15 protein-coding genes are annotated in these 15,537 nt (G+C 63.4%); 9 read left to right on the forward strand and 6 right to left on the reverse strand.

The genetic code is table 11. The annotated features are described in order from the left end of the window. Window positions 1-39: 39 nt before the first annotated feature. From N5A92_RS26160 to N5A92_RS26170, 3 genes are read left to right on the forward strand one after another with little or no spacing between them, the layout of a single operon-like run. Window positions 40-1,335, forward strand: a complete 1,296-nt coding sequence (locus tag N5A92_RS26160; protein ID WP_260907472.1) for an ArgE/DapE family deacylase — start codon at window positions 40-42, stop codon at window positions 1,333-1,335. Beyond that, entirely contained in the window at window positions 1,328-2,293 is a 966-nt protein-coding gene (locus N5A92_RS26165) for an NAD(P)-dependent oxidoreductase (protein ID WP_260907473.1), read from the forward strand. Before N5A92_RS26160 ends, N5A92_RS26165 begins: the two co-directional genes overlap by 8 nt. 19 nt (window positions 2,294-2,312) lie before the next feature. After that, window positions 2,313-3,368, forward strand: coding sequence for a histone deacetylase family protein (locus tag N5A92_RS26170; protein WP_260907474.1), 1,056 nt, complete (start codon window positions 2,313-2,315; stop codon window positions 3,366-3,368). 297 nt (window positions 3,369-3,665) lie between these two features. On the opposite strand, the gene lpdA is transcribed toward N5A92_RS26170, so the two are convergent. The 6 genes from lpdA to N5A92_RS26200 form a co-directional block, all read right to left on the reverse strand. Further along, a complete protein-coding gene (gene lpdA / locus N5A92_RS26175; protein WP_260907475.1) occupies window positions 3,666-5,060 on the reverse strand; it encodes a dihydrolipoyl dehydrogenase in 1,395 nt (464 codons plus the stop codon). Between the two features lie 4 nt (window positions 5,061-5,064). Beyond that, window positions 5,065-6,369: a dihydrolipoamide acetyltransferase family protein gene (locus N5A92_RS26180; RefSeq protein WP_260907477.1), complete on the reverse strand. Its 1,305-nt coding sequence runs from the start codon at window positions 6,367-6,369 to the stop codon at window positions 5,065-5,067. A 1-nt stretch (window position 6,370) separates the two neighbouring features. After that, on the reverse strand, window positions 6,371-7,384 hold the full coding sequence (locus N5A92_RS26185) for an alpha-ketoacid dehydrogenase subunit beta (protein WP_260907479.1): 1,014 nt from the start codon (window positions 7,382-7,384) through the stop codon (window positions 6,371-6,373). Between the two features lie 4 nt (window positions 7,385-7,388). Next, window positions 7,389-8,621 carry a 3-methyl-2-oxobutanoate dehydrogenase (2-methylpropanoyl-transferring) subunit alpha gene (locus tag N5A92_RS26190; RefSeq protein ID WP_260907481.1) on the reverse strand — a complete coding sequence of 411 codons (1,233 nt, stop codon included), beginning with the start codon at window positions 8,619-8,621 and terminating at the stop codon, window positions 7,389-7,391. A 478-nt stretch (window positions 8,622-9,099) separates the two neighbouring features. Beyond that, entirely contained in the window at window positions 9,100-9,570 is a 471-nt protein-coding gene (locus N5A92_RS26195) for a GNAT family N-acetyltransferase (protein WP_260907482.1), read from the reverse strand. Between the two features lie 323 nt (window positions 9,571-9,893). After that, window positions 9,894-11,015 (reverse strand): permease, encoded by a 1,122-nt coding sequence (locus tag N5A92_RS26200; RefSeq protein ID WP_260907484.1) that lies wholly within the window; start codon window positions 11,013-11,015, stop codon window positions 9,894-9,896. Between the two features lie 898 nt (window positions 11,016-11,913). Between N5A92_RS26200 and N5A92_RS26205 the strand changes: the two genes are divergently transcribed. The 6 genes from N5A92_RS26205 (at window position 11,914) to N5A92_RS26230 (ending at window position 15,373) form a co-directional block, all read left to right on the forward strand. Then, entirely contained in the window at window positions 11,914-12,549 is a 636-nt protein-coding gene (locus N5A92_RS26205; protein WP_260907486.1) for a TlpA family protein disulfide reductase, read from the forward strand. Between the two features lie 92 nt (window positions 12,550-12,641). Continuing rightward, window positions 12,642-13,193: a hypothetical protein gene (locus tag N5A92_RS26210; RefSeq protein ID WP_260907488.1), complete on the forward strand. Its 552-nt coding sequence runs from the start codon at window positions 12,642-12,644 to the stop codon at window positions 13,191-13,193. Continuing rightward, on the forward strand, window positions 13,190-13,480 hold the full coding sequence (locus tag N5A92_RS26215; protein ID WP_260907490.1) for a hypothetical protein: 291 nt from the start codon (window positions 13,190-13,192) through the stop codon (window positions 13,478-13,480). The genes N5A92_RS26210 and N5A92_RS26215 overlap by 4 nt, the downstream gene beginning before the upstream one ends. A 64-nt stretch (window positions 13,481-13,544) precedes the next feature. Continuing rightward, window positions 13,545-14,264 (forward strand): SCO family protein, encoded by a 720-nt coding sequence (locus N5A92_RS26220; RefSeq protein ID WP_260907491.1) that lies wholly within the window; start codon window positions 13,545-13,547, stop codon window positions 14,262-14,264. A 10-nt stretch (window positions 14,265-14,274) separates the two neighbouring features. Then, window positions 14,275-15,150 carry a WD40/YVTN/BNR-like repeat-containing protein gene (locus tag N5A92_RS26225; protein WP_260907493.1) on the forward strand — a complete coding sequence of 292 codons (876 nt, stop codon included), beginning with the start codon at window positions 14,275-14,277 and terminating at the stop codon, window positions 15,148-15,150. 19 nt (window positions 15,151-15,169) lie between these two features. Next, window positions 15,170-15,373, forward strand: a complete 204-nt coding sequence (locus N5A92_RS26230) for a hypothetical protein (RefSeq protein WP_260907495.1) — start codon at window positions 15,170-15,172, stop codon at window positions 15,371-15,373. Window positions 15,374-15,537 lie beyond the last annotated feature (164 nt).

A 15,537-nucleotide genomic window follows, 5' to 3' on the forward strand; every position in this document is an offset into this window, starting at 1 on the left:
TGCGGTGACGAACTGCCCGTAGGATTTGAGGAAACACCTTTGGACGAAAAACTCGCACAAGAGATCCTGGCTTCGGTCGAACGGGGTTTTGAAGAGCAGATCGCGTTCACCGAGGACCTGATCCGCTTTCCCTCGCTGCGCGGCAGGGAAAGGCCGGCGCAGGATTTCGTCCACAGGGCGCTGGAACAGCGCGGCTACGCCGTGGAAACCTTCGCAATCGATGTCGACAAAATCCGCGACCATCCTGGGTTCTCTCCGGTCACCATCGACTATTCCGACGCCGTGAACGTCGTCGCCACGCATCGTCCGCGCGTGGAGAAAGGCCAGTCTCTAATCCTCAACGGCCACATGGACGTGGTGCCGGAGGGTCCGCACGAGATGTGGGAGGTCACGCCTCCCTTCGAGCCGAAGCGTGTAGGGGACTGGCTTTATGGCCGAGGTGGCGGCGACATGAAAGCGGGGATTGCCGCCAATATCTTTGCGTTGGACGCGCTGCGCCGGCTTGGCCTACAGCCCGCATCGCGAGTACATGTGCAGAGCGTCGTGGAAGAAGAGTGCACCGGCAATGGCGCACTCGCCTGTCTGGTCGAGGGCTATACGGCCGATGCCGCCATCATCCCCGAGCCGGAGGACGAGAAGCTGGTGCGGGCCAATTGCGGCGTCTTGTGGTTCGAGGTCTACGTGGCGGGCCATCCGGTGCATGTGCGCGAGGCCGGCACCGGGGCGAATGCCATCGAAGCGAGCTTCCGCGTCATCGAGAGCCTGAAGAAGATGACGGAGGAGTGGAACGCGGAAAAGGCGAACTATCCCTACTTCGCCGATCTCGACCATCCCATCAATTTCAACGTCGGCAAGATCACGGGCGGCGATTGGGCCTCCACAGTCGCGGCGTGGTGCAAGCTTTCCTGCCGCATTGCCATCTATCCTGGCGACGATCCGGCCGAGCGGGCGCGCCGGATTGAGAAGCATCTGGCCCGGGACCTCGCCGGCGACACCTTCCTCGGTAACCGGCCGCCGCAGGTCACCTGGAACGGCTTTTTCGCCCGCGGCTATGTACTGGAGGAGGGCGGAGAGGCTGAAGCCGCGCTTGCCGACGCCCACCGCCGGGCAACGTCGAGCGAACTGGAGAGCTTCGTCACGCCGGGCTATCTGGATGCGCGCGTCTTCGTCATCTATGCCGGGACGCCATGTCTCGTCTACGGCCCGGTGACAGAGAATATCCACGGCTTCGACGAGCGGGTGAGCCTCGCCTCCATCAAACGCGTGACCGGTGCCATCGCGCTCTTCATTGCCGACTGGTGCGGGCTCGAACCCATCGAGGCCGGCCATGGCTGACGGGCGCCCCGTCGAGGGTGTCTACCTCAGCGGCGCACTCGACCTGGAGGCGCTGTTCGGGCGCTATTTCGCCGCCCATTCGGACCGCGTGCGGCTGCGCCGTCCTGAAGAGATCGAGCGGCCGGAAGAGGTATGCTTCGCGCTGACATGGCTGCCGACCGCGGATGCCTTCCGGCCTTATCCGAACCTCAAGCTCGCCGCCTCCATCGCGGCTGGCGTCGACAGCATCGTCCATTGCCCCAGCCTGCCGGCGGATGCAATCGTGACGCGCGTGCGCGACGAAAACCAGGGCGACCTGATGGCCGGCTTCGCCGCCTGGCAGGTGGTCTGGCATCACCGCAACATGCGCTTCCACATCAACCATCAGATGCGTGGGGAGTGGGCGCGCCGCAATGTCGATGACTATATCCCGCCGCGCGACTGCACCGTCGGCCTTCTCGGCTACGGTTTCATGGGCAAGGCGATCGCCAGGGTGGTGACGGCGATGGGTTTCCCGGTGGTGGCAGCGGTGCGCACCGCGCCTCCGGAACAGGCCAACGGCGTCACTTTCGAGGCCGGGGAGGACGCCATCCTGAAAACTGCGGCGCGTTCGCGCATCCTCATCAACGTCCTGCCTCTGACGCACGCCACGCGTGGCATCTTGAACGCCCTGCTTTTTTCCGCAATGCCGAAAGGTGCCGCGCTCGTTCAGCTCGGCCGTGGCGAGCATCTGGTGGACGAGGATTTGAACCGCGCACTCGATAGCGGCCAGCTTGCCGGTGCCTCGCTCGACGTCTTTAGCCGCGAACCGCTGCCGCCTGACCATCCCTGGTGGCGCGATCCGCGGATATTGGTCACGCCGCATCAGGCAAGCGACTGTTCACCCGTTCTCGTCGCCGCCCAGGTGTGCCGGGCCGCGCTCGATGTGGTGGCGGGTAGGCGGCCCGAGACGGCGGTGCACCGTGCCAACGGCTACTGAAGGAAAGGAAGGGAACCGGGTGAAGGCGATTTTCGACGAGCGGCAGCTTCTCCACAAACCCGAACGCTATTTCCGACGCGGCGCCTATGTCCCGCACCCCGAGCAGCCCGAGCGCGCCCTCCTCATCCGCGACATGCTGGAGCGCAACGGCTTCCCGATCGAGCGCCCGCGCGATTTCGGCGAAGCGCCCATCAAGGCCGTCCATGACGCGGGCTATGTCGACTTTCTGAAAGATGCCTACGTGCGCTGGCGCACGGCGGCGGGCGATGCCGAGCCGATACCGAACTATCATCCCGGCCGCAGGGCGGGCAGGCGACCCTCCGAGATTTTCGGTCAGCTCGGCTGGTACGTCACCGACACCTCCGTGCCATTAACGCAAGGCCTTTGGGAGGCCGCATACTGGTCCGCCCAGACCGCGGCAGAGACCGCCGAGCGCGTGATGAGCGGCGAGCGGATGGTCTACGGACTGTGCCGCCCGCCTGGCCACCACGCGCTGTCCGACGCCGCCAACGGCTTCTGCGCCTTCAACAACGCGGCGATCGCGGCGCAGAAATTGAGGGAGCATTTCTCAAGGGTCGCCATCCTCGACATCGACACCCATACGGGCAACGGCACGCTCGACATCTTCTACGAGCGCGGCGACGTCTTCCTGTGCTCCCTTCACGTCGACCCGGCCAACTATCCGACCTACTATCTGGGCTATGCTGACGAACGCGGCGAAGGAGAAGGCGAGGGCACAACGCTGAACCTTCTTCTGTCACCGGGCGAGGATGTGCAGACGATCCTGGCGCGTTTCGTGGAAGGGCTCGCCGCCATCCGCGCTTTCGGCGCCGAGGCACTCGTCGTCTCGCTCGGCTTCGACATGGCGGGGGATGATCCCCTGTCCGAGGTGAATATGACCGGCGAGGGTTTCGCCGCGATGGCGCGCGAGATCGTGCGGCTGCGCCTGCCCACTGCGCTTATCCAGGAGGGCGGTTATCTGGGGCCATCACTTGCCGGGAATGCCGAAGTCTACCTGACAGCCAGCCGGGACGAGCTTGCTAAGGATATCCAAGAGGTTCGAGACGAACCGTGACGCAGAGGTTCATCCGATTGGAATGTCGCTCGCCCTGCAAAGTAGAAATGTCGCCATTGCCTTCGAAGGGCGCTGTGAGGAGGGAACGCTGCCGACTGAACAGCAAGATAGAAATGCGACATTCACGCCCGGAGGCGCACGGCTGCGAGCACCCGACCGGGCGTAAGCTGGTCAAGTTGCGCAACCCAGTCGGAGGCGAACCGGCTTGACTCCCGCAGCTTTAGCTTTGAGAGCCCCTTCACAAAGCGCAATGCTGCAATTTGCCGGCGGGGCTCGGGCTCGAAACGTCGAGTTTTTCTAGATGTGGAGCGGGTGTCCAAGGGCGTTTAGAGCCGCTTCCTGGAAGGCTTCGCCCTGCGTCGGATGAGCATGAATCGTGCCGGCGACGTCTTCTAGGCGTGCGCCCATTTCGACCGCAAGCGTGAAAGCGGCGGCAAGCTCTGAAACCCCGTTGCCGACGGCCTGGATGCCGAGCACGACGTGGTTGTCCGCGCGCGCGACCACGCGCATGAAGCCTTCCTCCGCTTCCGTGGTCATGGCACGCGCGTTGGCTGTGAACGGAAAGTGTCCGATCCGGACATCGCGCCCCGATGTCTTCGCCTCCTCCGGCAGCAGACCTACCGTGACGATCTCCGGATCGGTGAAGCAGATCGCCGGAATGCACCGCTTGTCCCACGCGCGCGGACGGTCGGCGACAATCTCTGCGACCATTTCGCCCTGTGCCATAGCGCGGTGAGCGAGCATCGGCTCTCCTGTCACATCACCGATGGCATAGATGCCGCGCATGGAGGTGCGGCACTTCTCATCGATGCGGATAAAGGGGCCATCCATGTCGAGCACGAGTTCTTCACGGCCCCACCCGTCCGTCACCGGTCGGCGTCCGACGGCGACCAGAACCTTTTCGGCGTTCAGCCGGACCTCCTTGCTGCCGGCGACATCGACCAAAAGCTGGCCGCTCGGCGCCATTCCTTTCGCCCTGGCACGCGTGAGCGACGCCACCCCCAGTGCATCCAGCCGTCTGGCAACGGGTCCGGATAGCTCGGCATCGTAATTCGGCAGGAGGCGCTGCTCTGCTTCCACGACCGTCACATTCGTGCCCAGCTTAGCATAGGCCGTACCGATCTCGAGGCCGATATAGCCGGCACCGATGACGGCAAGAGATTCCGGCGCCTTTCCCAGCGAAAGCGCCTCGGTGGAGGATATGACGGAGTGGCCGAAAGGAAGCGCATCCACTTCCACGGGAGCGGAGCCGGTGGCGATCACAACGTTCTCGCTCCGGATCACCTGCAGGCCGGTTTCCGTATCGACCTCGACCGTCTTGCCGTCGCGGAAACGGGCCCTGCCGTGCACGATCTTGACATTGGCTTTTTTCAGAAGGCCGGACACGCCGTTCGTCAATCTTCCGACGATTTGGTCCTTCCAGGCGATGGTTTTCTGGAGATCGAGGCGCGGCTCCGACAGCTCGATCCCGAGGGGGCTTTCGCCCGCCTCCGCTGCCTTGATGCGGGCGAACGCGTCGGCCGCATGAATCAGCGCCTTGGAGGGAATGCAGCCGACATTGAGGCATGTGCCTCCCGGCCGTGCCACTTCGACGACCACGGTGTCGATACCGAACTGCCCCGCGCGGATGGCACAGACGTAGCCGCCGGGGCCAGCGCCGATGATGAGAAGCTTGCAGGAGATCTCCCTCATCGTCTCATCCATCAATGAAGATCAGCGCCGGCGTCTCGAGGAGCGTCTTGATGCGCTGGATGAAGCGGGCGGCGTCCCAGCCATCGATGACGCGGTGGTCGAAGCTCGAGGAAAGGTTCATCATCTTCCTGGGGATGAAGGCGGAGCCGTTCCAAGCCGGCCGGACCATGATCTTGTTGACGCCGATGATTGCGACCTCGGGATGATTGATGACGGGCGTGGTGACGACCCCGCCCATAGCGCCGAGGGAGGTGACGGTAATAGTGGAGTCGGTCAGCTCTTCGCGCTTTGCGGTGCCGTTCCTCGCCGCCTCCGTCAGTCGGCTGAGTTCCGCCGCGCATACCCAGATGTCGCGCGCCTCGACGTGCCTTACCACGGGAGCCATCAGGCCCGAGGAGGTTTGCGTGGCGATGCCGATATGGACGCCCCCATACCGCCGGACGACACCCGCCTCCTCGTCATAGAGCGCGTTCATTTCCGGCTGCTCACTGATAGCCTTCACCATGGCGCGCATGAGGAAGGGAAGAAGCGTAAGCTTCGCTCGGTCGCCGCGCATATGGCCGTTCATCGTTGCGCGCAGCTCTTCCAGCGCCGTTACGTCCACCTCCTCGACATAGGTGATGTGCGGGATGCGCGCGTTGGCAAGCGTCATCTTCTCTGCGATCCGGCGCCGCAGCCCCACAACCTTGATCTCCGTGACCGACGTGTCGCGGGCAAGGGCCGCGGCCGGCCGGATCTGTGTCCCGGCCGCCAGGAAAGTATCAAGGTCCTCATGCAGGATCCGGCCGGCGGGGCCGGAGCCGGGGACCTGGCGCAAGTCGATCCCCGCCTCTCGCGCCCTCAGCCGAACGGCCGGAGAGGCGAGAGGCTTTTCTCCCGGAGCTCGGGGTATTCGGGCTCTCGGCGCAGGTCCCCCGGGCCTCGGCGGCGTAGGACGCGCGGTCTGTGTGACTTCGATGGTGGGCGGCGGCGGTTGGCGTTCGCCCTCCTCCGCCATGCCTTCGGCAATCGGCGCCCCCCTCTGCCGGTCGTCCATCGGCGCGGTGTCGTCTGCTTCGGTGTCCTCCCTCCCTACCTTTAGTCGCGCCAGCGGCGAGCCCACCGAGACGGACGCTCCGACATCCGCCGCCAGCCACGCGACCTCGCCCTCAATTGGCGAGGGAATCTCGACCGTCGCCTTGTCGGTCATGACAGCGGCGAGCACCGTGTCCTCGCGCACGATGTCGCCCACTTTCACGTACCATTCCACCAGTTCCGCCTCAGCCACACCTTCGCCGACATCCGGCATCTTGATGATGTGCTCGCCCATCTCAGGCCTCCATCACTTCGCGAATTGCGTGACTGACGCGCGCTGGGCCCGGAAAGTAGTCCCATTCCTGCGCGTGCGGATAGGGAGTGTCCCAGCCGGCAACGCGTATAGCCGGCGCCTCCAGATGGTAAAAGCAATGCTCTTGGACCAGGGCTGCAAGTTCGGCACCGAACCCGGACGTCAGCGTCGCCTCATGAACAATCACGCAGCGACCCGTCTTCCGGACGGACGTGACGATCGTGTCGAGGTCGAGCGGCAGCAGGGTGCGCAAGTCGATCACATCAGCCTCAACGGCCGCCTCATCCGCCGCCGCTTCCGCCACATAGACCATCGTCCCGTAGGCGAGAATGGTGACGTCACTCCCCTCCCGCCGCACGGCGGCACTGCCGAGCGGCACCTTGAAGGTGCCCTGCGGGACCTCGCCGAGTTCGTGTTTTGACCATGGCGTGACGGGTCGATCGTGGTGGCCGTTGAAGGGCCCGTTGTAGAGCCGCTTCGGCTCCAGGAAGATGACCGGATCGGGATCATCGATCGCAGCGATCAGCAGGCCCTTGGCATCGTAGGGGTTGGACGGGACCACCGTCTTCAGGCCCGAGACATGCGTGAACAGTGCTTCCGGGCTCTGGCTGTGCGTTTGCCCGCCGAATATCCCACCGCCGGTGGGCATGCGGATGACGATGGGACAGGTGAACTCGCCGTTGGAGCGGTAGCGAATGCGCGCTGCTTCGGAAACGATCTGGTCATAGGCGGGATACATATAGTCGGCGAATTGAATCTCCACGCAGGGCCGAAGGCCATATGAGGCCATGCCGATGGCGGCAGCAATGATGCCGGACTCGTTTATGGGGGTGTCGAAGCAGCGACTGGAACCATATTTCTGCTGCAAGCCTTGCGTGCAGCGGAAGACGCCGCCGAAATAGCCAGCATCCTCGCCGAAAACGACCACATTATCGTCGCGCCCCATGGCAACGTCCATCGCGTCCCGGATCGCCTCTATCATGGTCATGCGAGGCATGATCTCAGACTCCGGCCTGCTGGCGCTGGCGCTTCAGGTGCGGCGGCATCTCCGCAAAGACCTCTTCGAACATGTCGCGTGTCGAGGGCTTGCCGCCGGCGTGCAAGGTCCCGTGCTTCTCCGCTTCCTTCTGCGCCGAGATCACCGTGTCAAGCACCTCCGCTTCCGCCTGCTTGTGCCGTTCCTCCGACCAAACCTCGCGGACAATGAGATGGTTCTTGAGCCGCAGCACCGGATCGCCCAGCGGCCAAGCGTCGGACTCGGTCTTGGGCCGGTAGGCGGAGGGGTCGTCGGAGGTGGAATGCGCGCCGACACGGTAGGTGACGTGCTCGATTAACGTCGGTCCGAGATTGCGCCGCGCCCGCTCGATGGCCCATTTCGAGACGGCGTGGATGGCCAAGTAATCGTTGCCGTCGACACGCAAAGCGGGAATGCCGAAGCCGAGCCCGCGCGCGGCAAAGGTGCCGGAACCGCCGCGGGCGATGCCTTGGAAGGTCGAGATGGCCCACTGGTTGTTCACGATATTGAGGACGACCGGCGCCTTGTAAGTCGAGGCGAACACCAGTGCGGCGTGGAAATCGCTCTCTGCCGTCGACCCGTCTCCGATCCAGGCAGCGGCAACTTTGGTATCGCCCTTGATTGCGGAAGCCATGGCCCAGCCGACGGCCTGCGGATACTGGGTCGCCAGGTTCCCGGAGACGGAGAAGAAGCCATACTCGCGCGAGGAGTAAAGCACGGGCAGCTGGCGACCCTTGAGCGGGTCCAGTTCGTTTGAATAGATCTGGTTCATCATATCGACCATCGGATACCCACCAGCTATCAGGAGGCCGGCCTGCCGATAGGTCGGGAAATTCATGTCCCCGGGGTTGAGCGCCTTACGGAAAGCGCAGGAAACCGCCTCCTCGCCCATATGCTGCATGTAGAAGGAGGTCTTGCCCTGACGCTGCGCCATCAGCATGCGTGCATCGAACGCACGCAGCGCCATCATATGCTTCAACCCCTCCAGGAGTTGTTCGTCCGTAAGAGCGCCGGCCCAAGGGCCGACCGCCTCGCCTTGGCGGTTGAGAACGCGGATGATGGAATAGGCCAAGTCACGGATGTCTTTCGGATCGACGTCCACCGACGGCCGCGGCACTGAGCCGGCCCTGGGGATGACGACATCGGAAAAATCCGGCTCGTCACCAGGGCGCACTTCCGGTTCAGGGACGTGGAAGGACAAGCGGTTTTCTGCAACCATCTCAAAATCCCTCCGCATGTTGTGGCGTCGCTACCGGAGTTTCAGGCGACGATCTCTTTGGAGTCAACTATTGCGAACGCCGAATAGGGCCCTGTAGTTGCCTGCAACTGCCCAGTGGACGGATTCGCGCTAGCCACTGCTTCGGCCAAGCCAAGAATTTCGTGATGAAGCTGGTCTATCCGCCCGCTTCGCTGAATGCCCGAGACAAGGTAGTGGGGACGACCAGATAACTGGCGCGTGTGTGTCAGGGATGTCGCGGGCGGCTTTTGCCAGGCGATTCCGACCAATCTCGGTTGTGTTTGCCGCCATTCGTGGATCTCGAGGCATGTCCGCCCTGGGTAGATTAATTGCCTTCTCCAGTGTCAAAGGAGGGTGGATACAGTTGAAAATCTCCGCTTGAAACGGGTGTTTAGCGCTGATTTAGCAGCCTCAGCCCATTGCAGCCACTCGTAAGCGCTCGCGCTACACAGCCAGTCTCTTAGCGCGATGAGAACCTACATAGATCCTTATGCATTTCCGGTGCAGGAGCGAAATCCGTCGCGACCATTCCGATCATCCGGAATCCGGACGCCTCGTAGAAGGCGCGAGCTCGCTCGCTGGCAATGACATGTAGCGCGTGTGCGCCGAGCGCCACAGCGCGACGTTCCGCTTCGGCAAGCAACTGTGCACCCACACCCCTGCGCCATACATTGGGAGCGACAAATAAGTCTTCCAACTCGGCTTGGAGAGCATTCTCGCCCGAAAGGACCGTGGCAAAGCCAACGATCTCTCCCGCAAGCTCGGCTACGATGACGAAGGGTACATGCGCAGCCGGGACGTATCGCGCTTCAGGAAGCGCCAGCAACTCATCGATATGATCTCCCCATCCCAGCGATGACTGCAGCTTAAGCGGTCCGAGTTTGGACCAGTCTTCGTGGGATGCAGTACGGATGAAAATTTGAGATTCCATAGCGACACATTATCCGGGTTTCCGTCAGCTTGCACATCCAAACGAAACGGCTTTCAGGAATTAACACGGCAAACGGCTCAACAGAGCCCAATACGGCTGACCAGGGCTCGCGGATCGCCCGGACCGCCATCGCCAATGCAACGAAGATGATCAGGACACCCCAGGATCATCAACCAGTGCGCCTTGACGACCTCGTTGGCTCCGATCAATTCGCTACCGGGCTGACGGGCATGCCAGGCCCTGTCCCAGAAGACGCCCAGTACGCCGAGAACCAGGCCAGCGACGGCGATCCACAACAGTCGGCGAGCGCTGCTCCTCTGTTTTCATGAATTCGCAACTCGTTCTTCCGCTGAATGGCGACGATCCCGCCACCATTGCCACAAAAGCGCAGCCGTGACGGCGATAGCGGCAAGGTTCAGGAAAAACACATAGTCGATCCGGAACTGCGCAAGCTGCTGCACGCTGCCGGCCTGTGGTTCGGGGATCAAGCCGAGTAGCCAGAACAGGGCGTGCATGATGATGCCTGCGCCGACGGCCGAGACGGTGAAGATCGCGGCCAGATAGGCGGCGAAGCGCCAGCCATAGTAGGTCGTGTTGATCCGCAGCGAGGGGATGACGACGAAGTCCGAATACAGGAAGGCGATGATGCCCGCGAACAGGACTCCGTTCTCCCAGAGCACGGCGGCGAGCGGACCGTTTCCCATGGAGCCGATGATCGTCAGCAGCGCCAGCACCGGTCCGAGGAGCGCATGGATGACGACGAGCAGAACGGGCGTCAGGCCCTGCGGGAAGATCGCCTGGAACACCGCGTCCGGCACGAGCACGGCGACTGCGCCGGCGACCAGGAAGCCGAACAGCAAGTCCTTCCAGACCATGTGCCACTCGCCGAAATAAGTCGTGCCGATACGGCGCCACGCCTTGCGGCTTGCCAGCTTCTCCCGCCAGGGGCGAGGCAGTCCCTCCGCCGGGTCGCCGTGCCCGGCATGTCCTGCCTCGGACGCGTCCTCCCGCGCGCGCTCGACCATGGCTTTCGGGTAGGTGAGGCGCACCGCCGCCGCCATCACGAGAACGTGCGCGATGGAGCCGACGACGACGGCCAAGGCGAACTGCCAGCCGAGAAAGATCCAGGCGAGGGCCGCGACCTGCGGTGACAGGTTGGTCGCGCCGAACAGGAACGCCATCATCGGCGTGAGCGCCGCACCCTTCACCAGCAAGGCGCGGCCGGCCGAGAGTGCGGCGAAGGAGCAGGACGAGGACGCCGGCCCGAGCACCATCGCCAACACCGTCTCCTTGAAGCCGGCGCGCCCGAGATGCCTGGCGATCACCTCGCGCGGGACCAGAACCTGGATGAGCGAGGAAAACGCATAGCCGAAGGCGAGCGCCCAGAACGCCTTCCAGAAAAGGCCGGCGCTGACGTAAAGAGTTGTGCCGACGCTTTCGATCATGTCGCTCCTTCAATGGACCGTGAGGCCACGACGGCGCTCCCCCCCAACGGCCGGCGTGCTGCACTGTTCCGCGCGTTCGCCGCCGCCGATTTTTATGAGGTGCAGTGCAACGGCGTGCGCGAGAAGCGCGGCGTCAGCCGGAACAGCGTTACGCCGTCGCCTGACGCGCGACAGCACGGGCTCGTAGCTTCCACCCCCAATTCCCCGTGACGATCCGCCTCTCACACGCCTGATTGGAAGTCGGCGGCCAAACCTCTATATTGTCATCGCATGAAGACTGTCCGTTGCCTCCTTGCCGCGCTCCTGCTCCTCGCCTTCGGGGGCGGGACCGCATTGGCTGGAATACAGCCGATGGAGACGGCCATGCCGGGGATGGAGGCCTCTGTCGATCAGGCGATGCCCGGCGGCTGCGATCACTGCGACGACAGCGATATGGCCATCGCTGGAGCGCAGTGCACGGCACTTGGGATTTGCCTTTACGGTTTGCTTCCCGCTGCCACTGGGTTCGTCCCGCGCGCCGCTTTCTTGGCCCATGCTCACTATGCCCCGGCCATAAGCGGCCTTCACAGGGCTCCCGATCCCTTCCCTCCCAGATCTGACATCCTCGCCTAGGACGGGCTGCGCCGCTCGGCGCAGTTAGCCGTCCTGTCGAGTCCCGGCGAGCATGCTTCCGCGTGCGCGTCCGTAATGGACCGAATCCGAAGCAGGCTTGGCCTGCGCGAGGAACAATCCAATCGGTGAGGAAGATGTCTTCCGATTCATGCATGGCTCGTATCGATGCGAGCAACCCGTCCTCGCTTCAGGGTGAGGCGGCGGACACGGGCGGAGCCCGGGCCATCGCTCGTCACCGTGCGCTGCACCGCGAACGGATCGCAGCCCTCATTGCGGAGTTGCGGCAATGAGCACCATACGCGCCATGAAGCCTCGAACCGCAGCCATCCTGGCGGTCGCCGTCATCGGTGGGCTCGCCGCAGCGGGAGCGTTATGGAAATTCGCGAATTCTGACGGAAGCGAGATTGGAGCCGAGGGTTCCGGCTCGTCAATTTCCACGGCGACCCCGCAAGCCAGCGGAACTCTGGTCTTTCACGAGACGCCGCAGGTCGTGCCGGACCTCTCCTTCGTCAATCGCGACGGACGCGAGATGTCTCTGGCGGACTTCCGCGGCCAGACCGTCCTGCTCAATATCTGGGCGACGTGGTGCGTCCCGTGCCGCGAGGAGATGCCGTCGCTCGATCGGCTTCAGGCCGAGCTTGGCGGTTCCGATTTCGTGGTCGTCCCGCTGTCGATCGACAGGGGCGGCATCCCTGCAGTCGCGGCGTTCTATCAGGAACTCGGCCTGACGAAGGTGGGCATCTATGTCGACGAGTCGGGGCGGGTCTTCAGAAAGCTGGGAGCGGTCGGGATTCCGACGACACTTCTGATTGGTCCCGAAGGCAAGGAACTTGGCCGGCTGGTCGGTCCGGCGGAGTGGGACAGTCCTGAAATGGTCGCGCTTCTGCGTGGCCAACTGCAATCGGCCGCAAATGTCGACTGAACCGTTCGAAACGAGAACCGCGGGATGATCGGGGCAAGAAATGTGCAGCGAAGATCATCCATCAAAGAACCTGGAGGAGAGAAAGACCAACCATGAGCAAAACCGTAGAAGAGACGTCGCTTGGCGCGGACATATATCGATACATCCGCTATCAGCTCCGCGGCCGGCGCGGGCTGATAGCGGCGGCCGTCGCCTTGGCTATTCCCGCCCTGTGGTTTAGCTGGCCATGGCTGGTGGTGGCCGGAGTAGCGCCAATTCTGGTCACGCTCGCCCCCTGCGCCATCATGTGCGCCTTGGGCCTGTGCACGATGAGGGCCTGTTCTTCCTCGGGTGCCCAAGGCAGTTCCTGTTCGAAGGCTCAGGCTTGCGACGGAGCGCCTGCGACTTCGGTCACAGCGACGCCCCTCGAGGTGGTCGCTGCGTCGCAAACCGCCGACCAGACGACCGCACGGGAGGCCGCGAAACAGCTGCCGGCGGGAACGGACGAGCCGCTGGCCATCGCTGCTCCGTCGCAGGTCATGGAAAACGTGGTCGAAGTCGAGGTGGAGGCCGCAACCAAGGCCGCCTCCGGAAGGGCCGGACCCTCCGGCGAAGATGCCGCTCAGGAAGAAGCGGTCAACCAGGAAAAGGAGACGCTACAATGAACAGGATGTCGAAAACCGCCGTTGCGCTCGCCGTTCTAGGTCTCGCGGCGATACCGGTTGCCTTTGCGCAGGACGATACCGACAGCGGGCAGCAGCCGGCAGAGTCGCAAGACATGCAGCAAATGATGGAAGGCATGCAGGGTGACGGCATGGGGATGATGCCCATGATGCGGATGATGTCCCAGATGAACGACATGATGAGCAACTGCAACAAGATGATGCAGGCCATGATGTCGGACATGGACATGCAACCCGGTGACGGTGAGCAGCCCGATACGCAGAATTGAGGCGTGAAGCCGGGCCGGCATTGGTGCGGGCCCGGCTTCACCCAAGGATAGCCAGGTGAATACGATGCCCCTAACACGCGTGCTTGCCGCCGCGGCTCTCGCCGGCGCGATCCTTGTTCCTGCGGCGGCCATGGCCCATTCGCTGGAAGACGTGCAGCAGGATCTTTTCGAGAAGGAGAAGTATTTCGAGATCCGGGATGAGCCGGCGCCTGACTTGGCGCTTCAGGATGCCGACGGCAACCCGGTCGGCCTTAAGGATCTGCGCGGCAAGGTCGTGGTGCTCCACTTCATCTACGCGGGCTGCCCGGATGTCTGCCCTTTGCACGCCGACCTGATCGGCGAGATCCAAGAGATGGTCAACGCATCCGCGATGAAGGACAGGGTCGAGTTCGTCACGGTCACCACGGACCCGGAGCGGGACGCGCCCAAGGTGCTCAAGGATTACGGCCCCGTTCACGGCCTCGATCCCGAAGCGAACTGGGTCTTCCTGACAAGCGGGCCCGACCGTCCGGAGGATACGACGCGCAAGCTGGCCGAGAAGTTCGGTCACGGATTCACGGTAAGCGAGGACGGCTACCAGGTGCACAGCGTGGTAACCCACATCATCGACCAGAACGGGCGGTGGGTGGCCAATTTCCATGGTCTCGGCTTCGAGCCAACGAACATGGTCGTCTTCATAAACGGGCTGACGAACGCGAACGTCCCCCACCACGAGCCCGAGCCATCGCTGTGGGACCGCATCCGCTCGCTCTTCGCGGCGTCGACAGAACACTCAAGCAACTGAGGAACCCCCAATGAGAATACAACTGAAATCCTGGATCGCTGGAGCGGCGGTCGCGAGCCTGCTGGTGGCGGGCGTTGTCGGACTGGGAAGCCAGGCCGGCGAGCGCGTTCAACTTTCCGAAGTTTCCCACATTCACGGCATCGCGGTGGATCGGGAAGACCCTTCGCGCCTCTATCTCGCGACCCATCATGGTGTCTGGCACACCGCCGCGGACGGCACGGCGGAGCGGATTTCCGACAACCGGAACGACTATATGGGCTTTACGCCGCATCCGGCGGAAGCCGGCGTCTTCTTCGGCAGCGGCCATCCCGTTGACGGCGGCAATATGGGGGTGATCGTCTCGCGCGACGGCGGCCACACGTGGGAGATGATGGCCAGCGGCGCCAACGGGCCGGTCGATTTTCACGCAATGGACATCAGCCAGGCTGATCCCAACGTGATGTACGGCTCCTACGGGAGCATCCAGGTCAGCCGGGACGGCGGCAAGACCTGGGAGGTCGCCGGCGCGCCGCCGGCCGACGTCTTCGCCATCGCGGCGTCTGCGGCCAATCCGGACATCGTCTATGCGGCGACCCGGAACGGGCTCATGATTAGCCGGGACGGCGGCGGGACATGGGAGGGCGCGGGGTTTGAAGGCCGACCTGCGACCATGGTGAAAGTCGGGCCGGATGGGTCGGTCTACGCCTTCGTTCTCGGCACGGGCCTAGTCACGGCGCCCGCTGCGGCACTGGCCTGGCAGACCGTCGCCGACGATTTCGGCGAGCGGGTCCTTCTCCATCTCGCGGTTGACCCGAACGAACCACAACGCCTGTTCGCTGTCACGGACGAGAGCCGTATCCTGACCAGCACCGACGGCGGACGGAGTTGGGAAGCACTCGCGTCATAGGCCTTCAGAATGACTGCATTTGAACCGTCTGACGGTGCAAATCCGACTGGAGCTGCAGCAATTGCCAAGTCCGGAGCGCCGCCGCGATCGTTCTCTCCGCGCTCGTGGTGCTCTTTCGTCAGCGGCGCTGCTCGTCGCGACCGGTTTCGACTTCCGCCGCTCGTCAAAGTCAATCTGGCAATACGATCGGGAAAGGGAGGTGTTCATGTGCAATTCCTCGTGAGCAATAACCCCTTGATATCGCTGCCGAGTCGCACTTCAAAATAGGATCCACCCGCCTACAGTGTGTGTTGCAACCAAGTTGGAATGTCCGGCTGAGCGCAAAGTTAAAATGTCATGCTCCCCTGGCACCGAAGCCAGAAGAGCCGGGCAGGGCGGAGAGCTCAA

The sequence above is a fragment of the Chelativorans salis genome (genome assembly GCF_025336525.1).
Lineage (GTDB): Bacteria > Pseudomonadota > Alphaproteobacteria > Rhizobiales > Rhizobiaceae > Chelativorans > Chelativorans salis.

What these genes read in the sequence shown, in the direction of transcription:
- N5A92_RS26165 (WP_260907473.1), top strand. Translation starts at nt 1,328, where the DNA reads ATGGCTGACGGGCGCCCCGTCGAGGGTGTCTACCTCAGCGGCGCACTC.
- N5A92_RS26185 (WP_260907479.1), bottom strand. Translation starts at nt 7,384, where the DNA reads ATGCCTCGCATGACCATGATAGAGGCGATCCGGGACGCGATGGACGTT.
- N5A92_RS26225 (WP_260907493.1), top strand. Translation starts at nt 14,275, where the DNA reads ATGAGAATACAACTGAAATCCTGGATCGCTGGAGCGGCGGTCGCGAGC.
- N5A92_RS26180 (WP_260907477.1), bottom strand. Translation starts at nt 6,369, where the DNA reads ATGGGCGAGCACATCATCAAGATGCCGGATGTCGGCGAAGGTGTGGCT.
- N5A92_RS26190 (WP_260907481.1), bottom strand. Translation starts at nt 8,621, where the DNA reads ATGGTTGCAGAAAACCGCTTGTCCTTCCACGTCCCTGAACCGGAAGTG.
- N5A92_RS26195 (WP_260907482.1), bottom strand. Translation starts at nt 9,570, where the DNA reads ATGGAATCTCAAATTTTCATCCGTACTGCATCCCACGAAGACTGGTCC.
- N5A92_RS26210 (WP_260907488.1), top strand. Translation starts at nt 12,642, where the DNA reads ATGAGCAAAACCGTAGAAGAGACGTCGCTTGGCGCGGACATATATCGA.
- N5A92_RS26220 (WP_260907491.1), top strand. Translation starts at nt 13,545, where the DNA reads ATGCCCCTAACACGCGTGCTTGCCGCCGCGGCTCTCGCCGGCGCGATC.
- N5A92_RS26205 (WP_260907486.1), top strand. Translation starts at nt 11,914, where the DNA reads ATGAGCACCATACGCGCCATGAAGCCTCGAACCGCAGCCATCCTGGCG.
- N5A92_RS26215 (WP_260907490.1), top strand. Translation starts at nt 13,190, where the DNA reads ATGAACAGGATGTCGAAAACCGCCGTTGCGCTCGCCGTTCTAGGTCTC.
- N5A92_RS26200 (WP_260907484.1), bottom strand. Translation starts at nt 11,015, where the DNA reads ATGATCGAAAGCGTCGGCACAACTCTTTACGTCAGCGCCGGCCTTTTC.
- lpdA (WP_260907475.1), bottom strand. Translation starts at nt 5,060, where the DNA reads ATGAGGGAGATCTCCTGCAAGCTTCTCATCATCGGCGCTGGCCCCGGC.